Here is a 12231-nt window from a genome sequence, read left to right as displayed (position 1 = left end):
CGACGGCCCCTCGCACCTCTTGTGCGAGGGGCCGAACCGCCTGCTCTGCAAGGACTGCCTCGCCCGGGCTCGGCCCGGGCGAGGCAGAGCAGCCGCACGTGGCCGTTCAGCCAGGCTGCGGCCGGGATCGACCAGCGACCAGGGGCATCCCCGGCGCATCGTCCAACCCTGACTCGCCACTGACCTTCGATCTCACCGTCGACCGAAACGTTGTCACCGGCTCATGGGTCGAGCAAACCACCCAGGACGGCTACGACCAGGGGGCGCGGTACCACGGCGCCCTTCAGCTGCTGATCGACCCGACCGGGCGGCTCATGGCCGGCAAGTGGGTCGGCTTCGGCAAGGAGTTCGACGTCAACACCGGCCCGTGGGAACTGCGCCTTCTCGACAAGTCCACAGCTGACCACGTCATCAGCCGCTACAGCGTCCCGCCCAAGGCATAGCCTGACCGCAGCGCCAAGACCGGCGAACTCGACCACCACGCCAGAAATCCCGGCCCCCTCGCGCACCAGCGCGAGGGGGCCGAACCACCTGCACTGCAAGGACTCCCCCGCCCGGGCACGGCCCGGGCGGGGGAGCGTAGTCGCACGTGACCGTTCAGCGGGACTGCGGGACGACGAACCGTCGTGGCACAGTGGCACTGCGGTTGATCTGAATCCCCTGAGGGAAACTCCCCGACCATCTTCGTTGACGAGGAGGCCAGGGATCTGGTGGTCCCGGACATCGAGAACGTCGTCCGGGTGCCTGCACAGGTGGTGGATGCAATCAGGAAGGCGTGCGATGTCTCGGACGGCGGTGACTAGGCCCGATGAGTTGCTGAAGGCAGCTCGTCACTCGGCAGTTCACCTGGAGATGCGCGACGGTTACATGCTCGACGACCCAGCGCTTCACGCATGGCGACAGGGTGTTCGGCACGATCCGGCTGACCGATCGGCGTGGTGGCGGCCGTGGCTCGACGTCGTGGTCGAGGCGGTCTCGCGCGGTGTGGAGATTCGTCGGGCCCGGATCGTGTCCGAGCCGGTCAGCGAGTACATCCAGTACGAGTACGACGTGACGTTCCCCAACGTCGCGGCGGGCGAGCAGGTCCGGTGGCTTCCACGCCGTCTGGCATCCACGCTCGCCCTCCCCGGAAACGACTTCTGGTTGATCGACGGCCGTCTTGTCGTCTGGGGTCATTTCGCCGGCAACGGCGACTGGCTGGAGAACGAGGCCACCGAGGACCCGGCAGCCGTCGAACTCTGCTCCGTCGCCTTCGAGGCCGTGTGGGGCCTGGCCACGCCGCACGACCAGTACAAGATCACCTGAATCCAGCGGACACCGGGCAGTCAATCAGCACATGTCGTCATCGCCATCGTCCAACGTTGTCGCTGCACCGCGAGCGGGAGCCTGGCCCCCGCTCGCGGTCCCGGTGCGGCGGGCGCTACGGGACTCAGCAGACAGCCGGCACCGTGACCGTGGCGCTCACTGTCGGCCGACCCATCCTCGTAGTGGTGAAGGTCGCGATGATCCCGACCCCGCACGGGACGCTGCTGACCAGCGGGCCGACCGTGATTCCGCTGCCCGACACCACGGCGCCGAGGTCCTCTCTATCCAGACTGCCGCCGGCCGTAGTCCGCAGCTCCAGCTCGAACTGGGCCATCTGCGGGGCCCCACCGGCCGATCCCACCCAGCCGGTGGCGGACGCGACACGGCCATCCATCGTCAAACAGACCTGCGTCCCGACCCCGTAGCCGCACGTAGTCGTACCCAACGGCCGAGCGCCCGCCTGGGTGGCGCCGGCGACACCGACCCCGGTCATCACCACACCGGCCGCCAGCACCGCAACAAGTCGCTTCATCGGAGTTCTCCCCTTCGAGACAGAGCGTGCCATGTCACGCTTCACATGGCAGTTGCTCTCCCTCACCCCCGGTCGAACCGAACTCCCCGCACCCGTACCGGATTTGACCCCCCAATGGCGCGAACCCGCCCAACACCACGGCCCCCCGCGCCATCGCGCGAGGGGCCGTCGACACACCCGCTCAGTCCTCGTCCTCCTCCACCCCGACCCCCGCCGGAGCGGGCCCGGGCAGTGGCGGGATGGGCCGGTTCCTGCACACCCGAGGCGCCTTGTCCTTCAACCCCACCAACGTGAAGTAGTTCTGCCCCAGCGCGATGTCCCGGAACGCCACATCGTCCAGCGCCGCATTGATCCGGCTCGTCACCTCCAACTCCTGCTCGTACACCGCGTAATCCTTGTTCCGCGCCGCCACGAAGTCCGTCCCCGTGATCGCCCGCGTCGGGTACCGCCCCAGGAACGCCGCGTACTTCGCCCGCACCCCAGGCAGACTGAAGTACGAGTCCTCCAGCACCCTCCAGCTCAGGTCCACCGTCAAGTTGGGATGCTCGTCCAGCAACCGCCCCAGAATCCCGATGTGCTCGTCCGGGTCCATGTGGGCCAGCTCCTTCGACAGCCCCATGTGCGCCCAGACGATCTTGTTGTTCGGGTACTGCGCGAGGATCTCCTCCATCAGGTGCAGGTACTTCGTCGGCTCCCCGTCCTTCCCCAGGTCCGAGTGGAACGTGATCGGGGTTCCCCGGTCCTCGAACACCTTCATGAACGGCGCCCACTGCGGGATGTCCTCGCTCGTCGCCGGCTCCGCCAGGTTCGGGAACAGCGCCTGCTTCACCACGTTCACCTCCCCCGCCCACCGCCACATCCCCGGGTACTCGCGGTCGAGCAGCGCCACCCCGTCCGGCACGGTCTCCGGGTGGTGCAGGTCCATGAACGTCATCGACAGCGCCAGGTTGGGGTCCGTCGGCCGGTTCTCCCTCAGCGCCTCCGCGTTCGCGAAGTCGTTCCTCATCCGGGGCCTCACCGGCGTACCGGGGCAGTCCAGGTAGTACACGCAGTCCGAATCCGCGGGCAGCACCTGCCCGATGCCGAACATGTTCGCGTAGTGCACCCCGCTCTTGTTCAGGTACCCGGCGACCTCCTCGAACGGGATCGCCTTCCCGCCGAACGGGCGGAAGTGCAGGTGCGCGTCGACCACCGACGTGTACGGCTCCTTGGACCGGTCGAAGCAGTTCCGCGCCGCCGCCAGCGCCTCCCCCGCCCCCGCCGGCGAGACGACGACCACCGCCGCCGCCACGCTGACGGCGACGGCCGTCACCCGCTTCCCCGTCCGCCCGCTTCTCCTCATGTGTCGCCTCCGCGTAGTGCCGTGAGCTGCCACACAGAAGAGTGAACTGACGTGTCGTCACCTGCCGTCTCTTGTCGGAGTGTCGCCCCCGCCGCCCGCCCGAACGGACGCATCGACCCTGACGGGCCTGCACCCCACAGTCGATCGCCCGACTCCCGCCCGTCGTCGCAATCGCACGTATACACCCGATCGACTGAACATCCCTGCCATCCCTGGCTGATGCATCGTCAGCGCCGCCATGATCGTGCCGACCTCCCCTACCACCCGAAAGGGAACACGCACGATGAAGCTCCACGCCCTGACCCGCCGAGCCCCCTCGATCGCCGCCGCGACCGTCATCGCCGCAGCCATGCTCACGGGCTTCGCCCCGGCGCCCGCAGCCGACGCCTGCGAGGACGGGAACCTCTGCCTCTACCTGGACTACGACGCGAACGGGCCGACCGTCCAGACGCCCGCAGCCATGAGCCAGTGCATCCCGGGGTACGTCCAGTGGCAGGACGGCCAGTACTCCAACCCCCTGAGCGTCAACAACCGGGCGAAGTTCGGCCTCTGGGTCTACAACAGCTCGGACTGCTCGGGTAAGCCCCAGTACATCGCCCACGCGGGCGCGGTGACGAACCTCCGGGCGGGCTCCTGGTCCTTCTACAGCTCCGAGTGTCCGCAGGACAAGGTCTGCTTCTTCAGCGACGGCGACCTGACCGGCGAGCAGGTGAACCGGAAGCCCGGCTCGTCCTGCGACAACGGCACGAGCCACGGCTCCTACTCCGTGATCAACAACTCCTCCAGGCCCATCCGGATGTTCAACAGCGTGTTCTGCACCGGTGCCTACACCATCGGCGAGGTCCCGGCCGGCGGCCAGTACCTCAACAGCGGTACGAAGATCACCGGCTGGAAGAACATCTGACCCCCTCGCGCCCGGGCCCCGTCCCCGGGCCCGGGCGCGCCCCCTCACTCCCCGGAGCGCAGCGGCTCCCCCGTCCGGTGCAGGTGCCCGAAGATCTCCCGGTACGAGCGCATCAGCCCCACCTCGTAGTACGCGATGCCCTTCTCCTCGCAGAACTCCCGCGTGATCCGCGCGGCCCGGCCCAGCGCCGGCGTCGGCATGCTCGGGAAAAGATGGTGCTCCACCTGGTAGTTGAGCCCGCCCATCACCGCGTCGATGACCGCCCCGCCCCGCACGTTCCGGGAGGTGAGCACCTGCCGCCGCAGGAAGTCGAGGTTCATCTCGGGCGTCACCATCAGCATCCCCTTGTGGTTCGGCGCGAAGACGCAGCCCAAGTAGAGCCCCAGCAAAGCCTGGTGGACCGCGATGAACGCCACCGCCTTGCCCGCCGGAAGCGCCGCGAACACCAACCCGAAGTACGCCACGAAGTGCGCGACCAGCAACACGCCCTCCACCACCGGCCGTTTCATCATCGGCCGCCGCAGGGCCCGGAAGCTGTTGAAGCTCAGGTTCAGCCCCTCCAGCATCAGCAGCGGCACGAACAGGAACGCCAGCCACCGCCCGATGAACCGCGAAGCCCCCTTCGCCCGCCGCGCCTGCCCCTGCGACCAGACCACCAACTCCGGTGCGACGTCCGGGTCCCGCTCCTCGTGGTTGGGGTTCGCGTGGTGCCGGGTGTGCTTGTTCATCCACCAGCCGTAGCTCATCCCCATCAGCAGGTTCGCCGCGAGGAGCCCCCCGATCTCGCTCGACCGGCGCGTGTCGAAGACCTGACGGTGCGCCAGATCATGGGCCATCAGCCCGACTTGGGCGAACACCACCGCCAGCCCTGCCGCCAGGCCCAGCTGCCACCAGCTGTCCCCCAGGGCGAACACCGCCCACCAGCCGCCCGCGAACGCGGCGAGCACCAGCCCCGACCGTGCGGCGTAGTACCCCTTCCGCCGGTCGAGCAGCCCCTCGGCCGCGATCCTCCGGCTGAGCTGCGCGAAGTCGCTGCCCTCACCCTGGCGGGATCGGGCAGGGGCCTTGATCATGGTCTCTGTGGACATGCTCCGAGTCTCGCCCGAGCCGCCGTCCACCAGAACGGGGAAAACTCCCCTCCCATGGGGGTGTTAACCCCCGAACTCGCCCTGGTGTCAGCGCCCCACGAACAGTTCGTCCAAGTGGTGCCGCAACACCGCCATCGCCTCCTCGCCGTCCCGCTGCCCGCCCAGCACGCTCGACCCGAGCCCGTTGACCATCGCCAGCAGCCCCGCCGCCGCCATCCCCGGATCCCGCCCGGGCGCGAGCTGCCCGGCCTCGCCCGCCAGTGCCAACTGCCGCGCCAGGAAGCCCTCCAGGACCACCGGAGGCTGCGCGGCCTGCTTCTCCAGCACCTCGGGGTCGCTGAGCACCAGCGCGTAGTACGCCGCGTACGTCCGGGCGATCCGCCGGCTCTCGGCGTCCGTCGGCAGGATGCAGGACAGGATGGCCGTCACCACCTCCCGGGGCTCCCGCGCCTCGCCGATCCAGCGCTCCATCCGGGCCTGCAACTGGCACCCCAGCCGCCCCAGCGCGTCCAGCAGCAGCCCCTGCTTGGTCGTGAAGTAGTACTGGACGAGCCGCAGCGAGACCCCCGCCTCCGTCGCGACCGCGCGCATGCTCGCCGACTGGAGCCCCTCCGTGTCCGCGATGCGCAGCAGCGCCTCGGCGATCTGCCGCCGCCGCTCCTCGTGCTCGGCCTTCTCCGCCATGTCCCGGCTCCTCCTCCTTGGTACACCCGTATCATGCCTGTGATACACATGTACCATGCGAATCAGCGAGTTCAAGAACGGCAAGGCCGAAGCCCGCTACCGCACGGCCTACGAGCGTGCCCTCACCCGGCTCCTGCCCGACGACCGCACCACCCACGACGTCCCCACCGGCTACGGCACCACCCGCGCCTACCAGTTGGGCCCCGCCACCGGGCAGCCGATCGTGCTGCTCCCCGGCTCCGGCGGCAACGCCCTGATGTGGCACGCCTACCTCGCGCCGCTCGCCGAACGGCACCCCGTCCTCGCCGTCGACACCGTCGGCGAACCCGGCGCGAGCGTCCAGAGCGCCCCCGTCAAGGACGGCCGGGACGCCGCCGACTGGCTCGAAGAACTCCTCGCCGCCCTCGACGTCACCGGCGCCCACCTCGTCGGCTGCTCCTACGGCGGCTGGATCGCCCTCCACCACCGGCTCCGCCACCCCGGGCGCACCGCGCGGCTCACCCTCGTCGACTCGGCGGGCCTGGCCGACCTCGCCAAGGGCTTCTACCGCTGGATCATCCTCGGCGGCCTCGCCGCCCTCGCCCCGCGCCCCCTCCGGCCCTCCCTCGCACGGAAGTTGGGCAACAGCGCGATCCTCGACGAGGAGCTGATGTCGCTGCTGCGCGCCTCCACCGGCTTCCGCCGCCGCCTCCCGCTCGCCACCACCCTCACCGACGAGGACCTGCGAAGCCTCAGCACCCCCACCCTCGCCCTCCTCGGCGAGCGCAGCGCCCTGCACGACGCGGCCGGCACCGCCGAACGCCTGCACCGGCTCGCCCCGGGCGTCACCGTCCGGACCGTCCCCGGCGCCGGGCACTCCCTCACCACCGACGCGCCGCAGGACGTGCTGGAGGCGATCCTCACCCCTCTTCCGCACCGGGCGGGTTGAGGATCGAGGCCACGACGAGGGCAGCGGCCTCCTCCGGCGTCTCGCAGCGCGCGACCACCTCACTGCGGTTCCACACCCCGTACAGCCCCTCCCCCGCCCCGTACAGCCCCTCGTCGTACGGAACGAGGGTGTACCCGACCTTCTTCTTCGAGTACTCGTCGCTCTTCTCGGCAGTGGAGAACCACAGGTTGTAGTGGCTGTTGACCGGCATCAGGGCACGCAGCACCGGCTCGGCGTACGCGGCCTCGTGCAGCGCGTGCACCCGCGGGTGCCGGCTGTACGGCGCCGTGTGGACGCGGTCGAGCTTGATGCGCCACGCCAACTCGACGGCGTCGAACGGCTCCCGCTCGTGCTCGAGGGCCCAGGGCCGGAACCGGATGAACGGGGCCCGCGCCTTCGTCGTCCCCAGCCCCTCGCCTCCCATCCACGCCGCCGTCGCCCGGGCCGCCCGGGCCAGGTCCGAGGTGCCCCCGGAGGCCAGGGGCGCGCGGAGGCCGTGGAGGCGCACCTGGAAGGTCCGCCTCCCGCTGCCGGGCGGGGACACCGTCGCGCGCCGGCCGCTCTCCTCGTCGGCGTACTCCGCGAGGCGCCCCCATCTGCCGTCGTGCTCGGGCAGCACCAGCCCGAGCCCCTCGGCCGTCTCCCTCATCGCGGCCGCCAGGGCCCCGTCCTCGTCCCAGTACCGCCTGCCCTGCCCCGCCCCGGAGTTCATCGTTCCAGTTTGCCTCACCCCGAGCCCGTACAGTGGTGGCCATGTTCCCCGCAGCGCTCCTGCCGCCGCCCGCCCTCTGAGGCGGGCCGCCCCCGACACCGGCGCGTAGGACGGCCCCGGCCGCCGCGCGCGGACCGGTCGTGCCCGCAGACGCGAGTCCACGACCCTCCGCTCCGCCGTCCGTCGGGAGAACACCTCCGTGCCGAACACCGCTCCAGCCTCCACCCCTGCCCGCGTGCGCCGCGGCCTCGCCTGCCTGGCCTTCGCCGGGCTCACCTGGGGCACCACCGGGGCCGCCGTCGACCTCGTCTACCGGGCCAGTGACCTCGGGCCCGCCGCCGTCTCGTTCTGGCGTCTCCTGGCCGGCCTGGCACTGCTGCTCGCCGCCCGTCCGCTGCGTCCGACGGCCCGCCGCAGCTCCTCAACGCCCGCGCCCCGGCGGGCACTTCTGTTCACGGGTACGGGCCTCGGCCTCGCCGTGTTCCAGACCGCGTACTTCGCCGCCGTCCAGCACACCGGCCTGGCCGTCGCCACCATCGTCACCCTCGGCGCCGCGCCCGTGCTCACCGCCGCCGGCGCCCGCCTGTTCCTCGGCGAACTCACCGGACGCACCGGGCTGCTCGCGATCGCGGGCGCGACCGGCGGCCTGGCCGTCCTCGTCCTCGGCAACCGGGCCGGGGCCGTCGACCCGGCGGGCGTGGCCTGGGCCCTGCTCTCCGCCGCCGGATTCGCCCTCTCCAACGTCCTGGGCCGCTGGACGGGCCGCCACGGCGCGGGCGAGGACCCGTACACCCTCACCATCGGCTCCTTCGCCGTCGCCGCGGCCGCCCTCCTCCCCTTCGCCCGGCACGAGGGGCTGCTGCCGCACACCGAACACCCCGGCCGCGTCCTGCTGCTGATGCTCTACGTCGCCACCGTCACCACGGCCCTCGCCTACCCGCTGTACTTCGCCGGAGCAGCCGCCGTCCGGGCCACCACGGCCTCCGTCGTCATGCTCGTCGAACCCCTCAGCGCGGCCGCCCTCGCCGTCCTCCTCCTCGGCGAACACCTCACCCCCGCCACCCTCACCGGCACGGCCCTGATGCTCACGGCCATCGCCGCCCTCGCCACCGCCGAGTCCCGCCTGGCCACGGCCGACTGATCACCCCTGCTGCGGCGGGCGGCGGCGGAACGCCACCAGGAGCAGCACGGCCGCCGTCACGGCGGCGGCCGTGCGCAGCACGCCCGGGGCCATCGACCAGCTGAACTGGCCCAACGGGGCGGAGGTCTGGACCCCGGCTCCGGCGGCGGCGGCGTGCTTGGCGCGCTGCATCGCGAGCAGGGTGGTGACGGTCATGGTGACCATCGGGATGCCGAGGATCACGAACTTGCGCATCAGGTCCGACATCTGGCGCGACAGGTAGCCGAGCCCCCAGCCCGCCAGCATCGCCGGGAAGAAGCCGGTGACGGCGCCGCCGGTCAGCAGGCCGATGGAGAGCAGGAGCAGCGGGGACGGCTTGCGCGCGCCCTTCGGCGAAGCCGAAGCCGCCTTCGCCGCAGCCTTCCTGGCGGCGGGGGTGGGCCGGGCCTTCTTCTCCCGGCGCCCCTTCCTCCCCGGCGGGGCCTGCGGCGGTGCGGGCGGCGCGGCGGCGGCGGGCTGCTCCTCCTCGCCGGTGCGCTGCTCGGGGATCGGCCCGGGCCTCGGGGGCGCGCCGTCCTCCGAGAAGTCGAACATCGTCATCGTCCACGGCCCGTGCGAGGACACCGAGCTGGGCGGCGGCCCCGGCGGCGCCTGCTCCTGCGCGTCGACGCGCGGGGGCTCCAGGGGGACGGACCGGACGCCGCCCGCGCTCGACGCCGGGGGGTCGTAGACGCTGTCCTCAGCCGGAGACGGCGAAGAGGCCGGAGGGGCCGGCACCGCAGGAGTCGCCGGCTCCGAAGGCACCGAAGCACCCCCGGAGGAGCCTCCCGAACGATCGCTCCACGGCCCGCTCTTGCGCCACCACTCGCCGTCCGTCATCCCGCCGACACCCCGCCTCGCCCGTACCCGAACCCGAACCCGTACCCGTACCCGAAACCCGTAGCCGCGCCCGGCCCGTACCCGAACCCGCCGCCGCACCCGACCCGTACCCGACCGCCCTGGCCGTGACGCTACCGACCCCGCCCCCACCCGCGCGAGTCCAACACCGCGGCGCCCGAGCGCACGACACCCCCCGCCGTCGGCCCGCCCGACTAACCTAGGTCGAATGACCACACAGCAGGGCCCCCAACGCCAGGGCAGGGCAGCCGCCGGCCCCCGCACCCTCGCCGAGGAGCTGCGCGCCCGCCCCGACGACGCGCTCGCCGTCCTGCTGCGCGCCCGCCCCGACCTGCTGAACCCCGTCCCCGGCGACCTCACCCAGCTGTCCGCCCGGCTCTCCTCCCGCGCCTCCGCGCTGCGCGCCCTGGAGCGGCTCGACCGCTTCACCCTCCAGACCGCCGAGGCCCTGGCCACCGCCCCGGACGGCACGAGCCTCGCCACCGTACGGACGCTGCTGACCGGCCCGGCGAAGGTCAAGCCGCACCCCGGCGCCACCCCGCTCACCCCCGCCGACCGCTCCGCCGTCGCCGCCGCCCTGCCCCGCGCGCTCGCCACCCTGCGCGACCGGGCGCTGCTGTGGGGCCCCGACAACGGCCTGCGCCTCGTCCTCGCCGCCCGCGAGGCCCTCGCCCCGACCGCCGTCAACCCCGGCCGCACCGGCCTCGGGCCGACCCTCGCCGAGGCGACGGTCGGCATGTCCCCGGCCCGGCTCCAGCAGCTGCTCGCCTCCGCCGGCCAGCCCCCGACGCCCGACCCGGTCACCGCCGTCGCCGCCCTGACCGCCCTGCTCACCGACCGCGCCCGCTGCGCCGCCCTCCTCGACACCGCGCCCGAGCCCGCCCTGCGGCTGCTGGAGCGGCTGGTCTGGGGCCCGCCCACCGGCACCGTCCCGGACGCGACCCGCGCGGTGACGGCCGAGGACGCCCAGAGCCCCGTCGAGTGGCTGCTCGCCCGCGGCCTGCTGCTGCCCAGCAGCCCCGGCAGCGTCGTCCTGCCCCGCGAACTCGCCCTGCACCTGCGCGGCGGGCGCAGCCACCGCACCGTCGAGCCCGTCCAGCCCGAGCCGCGGCCCGCCGCCGCCCCGCGCGACCCGCACACCGTGGACGGCGCCGCGGCCGGGCAGGCGCACACCGCCGTCAGGACCGTCGAGGAGCTGCTGGAGGCCTGGGGCCTCAACCCGCCGCCGACCCTGCGCGCCGGGGGCCTGGGCGTACGGGACCTCAAGCGCGCCGCCCTGATCCTGGAGACCACCGAGCAGCAGGCCGCCTTCTGGCTCGAACTCGCCTACACCGCAGGCCTGCTGGCCCCCGACGGCGAGGCCGACGAACGCTGGGCCCCCACCCCCGGCTACGACGCCTGGCTCCACCTGGACACCGCCGAGCGCTGGTCCGTCCTCGCCGCCGCCTGGCTCGCCGCGACCCGCGTGCCCGCCCTGGCCGGCAGCCCGGACGGCAAGGGCAAGCCGCGCGCCGCCCTCGGCCCCGAGCTCGACCGCACCCTCGCCCCGTCCGTGCGCCGCGCCGCCCTCGCCCTGCTCGCCGAGCTGCCGCCCGGCACCCCGGCCACCGCCGAGGAACTGCTCCCCACCCTGCGCTGGCAGCGCCCGCTGCGCGGCGGCCCCGTCCGCCCCGACGGCCGCGACCTGCGCGACGACCTCACCACCTGGGCCCTCGCCGAGGCCGAACTCCTCGGCGTCACCGGCCGGGGCGCTCTCGCCGCCCCCGCCCGGGCGCTGCTCACCGCCGAGTCCGACCCGGCCGAGGTGCTCGCCCCGCTGCTGCCGCAGCCGCTGGACCACGTGATCCTCCAGCCGGACCTCACCGCGATCGCCCCCGGCCCGCTGCTCACCCCGCTCGCCCAGGCGCTCGCGCTCTGCGCCGACATCGAGTCCAAGGGCGGCGCGACGGTCTACCGCTTCACCCCGCACTCCGTGCGCCGCGCCCTCGACGCCGGGCGCACCGCCGCCGACCTCCAGGCCTTCCTCGCCCAGCACAGCCGCACGCCCGTCCCGCAGCCGCTGAGCTACCTCATCGACGACGTCGCCCGCCGCCACGGCATCCTGCGCGTCGGCGCCGCCTCCTCGTACCTGCGCTGCGACGACCCGTCGCTACTCAACGAGGTGCTCGCCGACCGCCGCTCCGCCGAACTGCGGCTGCGCCTGCTCGCCCCGACCGTCCTCGCCTCCCAGGCGGCCCCGGACGTCCTGCTCGCAGCGCTGCGCACCATGGGCTACGCGCCGGCCGCCGAATCCACCGACGGGGACGTGCTGATCACCCGCCCCGACAGCCACCGCACCCCTCCCCGTACGGCCCCGACGCCCGTCCCGGACGGCCCGCCGACCCCGGACGACACCCTGCTCGCCGCCGCCGTGAAGGCCGTCCGCGCCGGGGACCGCGCCGCCACCGCCACCCGCCGCGAGCCCGCCCCCGACCCGCGCGGCCTGCCCCGCACGGCGGCCGCCGACACCCTGGCCGCACTCCAGACGGCCGTCCTGCTCGGCGAGCGGATGTGGATCGGCTACCTCAACGCCGAGGGCCTCGCCAGCCAGCGCATCATCGACCCGGTGAAGGTCGAAGGCGGCTACGTCACCGCCTTCGACCACCACGCCGACGAACTGCGCACCTTCGCCCTCCACCGCATCACGGGCGTGGCGGAGCTGGACGAGTAGGGCTTCGGT

Annotated in this window: 11 protein-coding genes and 1 pseudogene; 6 read left to right on the top strand and 6 right to left on the bottom strand. The window is 73.0% G+C overall.

All coding sequences use genetic code 11. The features are described from left to right. Positions 1 to 98: 98 nt before the first annotated feature. Together ACIRRS_RS11135 and ACIRRS_RS11130 are read left to right on the top strand one after the other, a co-directional pair. A pseudogene (locus tag ACIRRS_RS11135) lies at positions 99 to 443 on the top strand (hypothetical protein); the annotation flags it as partial. 337 nt (positions 444 to 780) lie between these two features. Next, positions 781 to 1305 carry a DUF6879 family protein gene (locus tag ACIRRS_RS11130; protein ID WP_402968054.1) on the top strand — a complete coding sequence of 175 codons (525 nt, stop codon included), beginning with the start codon at positions 781 to 783 and terminating at the stop codon, positions 1303 to 1305. Positions 1306 to 1429: 124 nt separating this feature from the next. Here ACIRRS_RS11130 and ACIRRS_RS11125 read toward each other — a convergent pair whose 3' ends face one another. After that, complete coding sequence (locus tag ACIRRS_RS11125; protein WP_402968051.1) at positions 1430 to 1837, bottom strand: hypothetical protein; 408 nt, start codon at positions 1835 to 1837, stop codon at positions 1430 to 1432. Positions 1838 to 2018: 181 nt separating this feature from the next. Beyond that, entirely contained in the window at positions 2019 to 3179 is a 1161-nt protein-coding gene (locus ACIRRS_RS11120; RefSeq protein WP_402968048.1) for an amidohydrolase family protein, read from the bottom strand. A gap of 283 nt (positions 3180 to 3462) precedes the next feature. Here ACIRRS_RS11120 and ACIRRS_RS11115 point away from each other — a divergent pair, with 283 nt between their 5' ends. Further along, positions 3463 to 4083 (top strand): peptidase inhibitor family I36 protein, encoded by a 621-nt coding sequence (locus ACIRRS_RS11115; RefSeq protein ID WP_402968045.1) that lies wholly within the window; start codon positions 3463 to 3465, stop codon positions 4081 to 4083. Positions 4084 to 4127: 44 nt separating this feature from the next. Here the strand turns inward: ACIRRS_RS11115 and ACIRRS_RS11110 are convergent, their stop codons facing one another. Beyond that, the gene (locus ACIRRS_RS11110; protein ID WP_402968042.1) at positions 4128 to 5171 is read right to left on the bottom strand and encodes a fatty acid desaturase family protein; all 1044 of its coding nucleotides are present in this window, start codon (positions 5169 to 5171) and stop codon (positions 4128 to 4130) included. An 87-nt stretch (positions 5172 to 5258) separates the two neighbouring features. Continuing rightward, positions 5259 to 5855 (bottom strand): TetR/AcrR family transcriptional regulator, encoded by a 597-nt coding sequence (locus ACIRRS_RS11105; RefSeq protein WP_402968039.1) that lies wholly within the window; start codon positions 5853 to 5855, stop codon positions 5259 to 5261. 55 nt (positions 5856 to 5910) lie between these two features. Here ACIRRS_RS11105 and ACIRRS_RS11100 point away from each other — a divergent pair, with 55 nt between their 5' ends. Then, positions 5911 to 6783, top strand: coding sequence for an alpha/beta fold hydrolase (locus ACIRRS_RS11100; RefSeq protein WP_402968036.1), 873 nt, complete (start codon positions 5911 to 5913; stop codon positions 6781 to 6783). Here the strand turns inward: ACIRRS_RS11100 and ACIRRS_RS11095 are convergent. Next, positions 6755 to 7495, bottom strand: a complete 741-nt coding sequence (locus tag ACIRRS_RS11095) for a DUF6193 family natural product biosynthesis protein (protein WP_402968033.1) — start codon at positions 7493 to 7495, stop codon at positions 6755 to 6757. The two genes, ACIRRS_RS11100 and ACIRRS_RS11095, sit on opposite strands and share 29 nt — an antisense overlap. A gap of 199 nt (positions 7496 to 7694) precedes the next feature. Between ACIRRS_RS11095 and ACIRRS_RS11090 the strand changes: the two genes are divergently transcribed. Beyond that, on the top strand, positions 7695 to 8636 hold the full coding sequence (locus tag ACIRRS_RS11090; protein WP_402968030.1) for a DMT family transporter: 942 nt from the start codon (positions 7695 to 7697) through the stop codon (positions 8634 to 8636). Here ACIRRS_RS11090 and ACIRRS_RS11085 read toward each other — a convergent pair whose 3' ends face one another. Continuing rightward, complete coding sequence (locus tag ACIRRS_RS11085) at positions 8637 to 9209, bottom strand: hypothetical protein (protein ID WP_402968027.1); 573 nt, start codon at positions 9207 to 9209, stop codon at positions 8637 to 8639. 511 nt (positions 9210 to 9720) lie between these two features. Between ACIRRS_RS11085 and ACIRRS_RS11080 the strand changes: the two genes are divergently transcribed. Continuing rightward, positions 9721 to 12222 carry a helicase-associated domain-containing protein gene (locus ACIRRS_RS11080; protein WP_402968025.1) on the top strand — a complete coding sequence of 834 codons (2502 nt, stop codon included), beginning with the start codon at positions 9721 to 9723 and terminating at the stop codon, positions 12220 to 12222. Positions 12223 to 12231: the final 9 nt, after the last annotated feature.

This window comes from Kitasatospora sp. NPDC101183, from assembly GCF_044767945.1.
Classification (GTDB): domain Bacteria; phylum Actinomycetota; class Actinomycetes; order Streptomycetales; family Streptomycetaceae; genus Kitasatospora.
Note: the sequence above shows the minus strand (reverse complement) of the source record. Positions and strands in the feature narration are given on the sequence as shown.

What these genes read in the sequence shown, in the direction of transcription:
- ACIRRS_RS11130 (WP_402968054.1), top strand. Translation starts at nt 781, where the DNA reads ATGTCTCGGACGGCGGTGACTAGGCCCGATGAGTTGCTGAAGGCAGCT.
- ACIRRS_RS11125 (WP_402968051.1), bottom strand. Translation starts at nt 1,837, where the DNA reads ATGAAGCGACTTGTTGCGGTGCTGGCGGCCGGTGTGGTGATGACCGGG.
- ACIRRS_RS11120 (WP_402968048.1), bottom strand. Translation starts at nt 3,179, where the DNA reads ATGAGGAGAAGCGGGCGGACGGGGAAGCGGGTGACGGCCGTCGCCGTC.
- ACIRRS_RS11115 (WP_402968045.1), top strand. Translation starts at nt 3,463, where the DNA reads ATGAAGCTCCACGCCCTGACCCGCCGAGCCCCCTCGATCGCCGCCGCG.
- ACIRRS_RS11110 (WP_402968042.1), bottom strand. Translation starts at nt 5,171, where the DNA reads ATGTCCACAGAGACCATGATCAAGGCCCCTGCCCGATCCCGCCAGGGT.
- ACIRRS_RS11105 (WP_402968039.1), bottom strand. Translation starts at nt 5,855, where the DNA reads ATGGCGGAGAAGGCCGAGCACGAGGAGCGGCGGCGGCAGATCGCCGAG.
- ACIRRS_RS11100 (WP_402968036.1), top strand. Translation starts at nt 5,911, where the DNA reads ATGCGAATCAGCGAGTTCAAGAACGGCAAGGCCGAAGCCCGCTACCGC.
- ACIRRS_RS11095 (WP_402968033.1), bottom strand. Translation starts at nt 7,495, where the DNA reads ATGAACTCCGGGGCGGGGCAGGGCAGGCGGTACTGGGACGAGGACGGG.
- ACIRRS_RS11085 (WP_402968027.1), bottom strand. Translation starts at nt 9,209, where the DNA reads ATGTTCGACTTCTCGGAGGACGGCGCGCCCCCGAGGCCCGGGCCGATC.
- ACIRRS_RS11080 (WP_402968025.1), top strand. Translation starts at nt 9,721, where the DNA reads ATGACCACACAGCAGGGCCCCCAACGCCAGGGCAGGGCAGCCGCCGGC.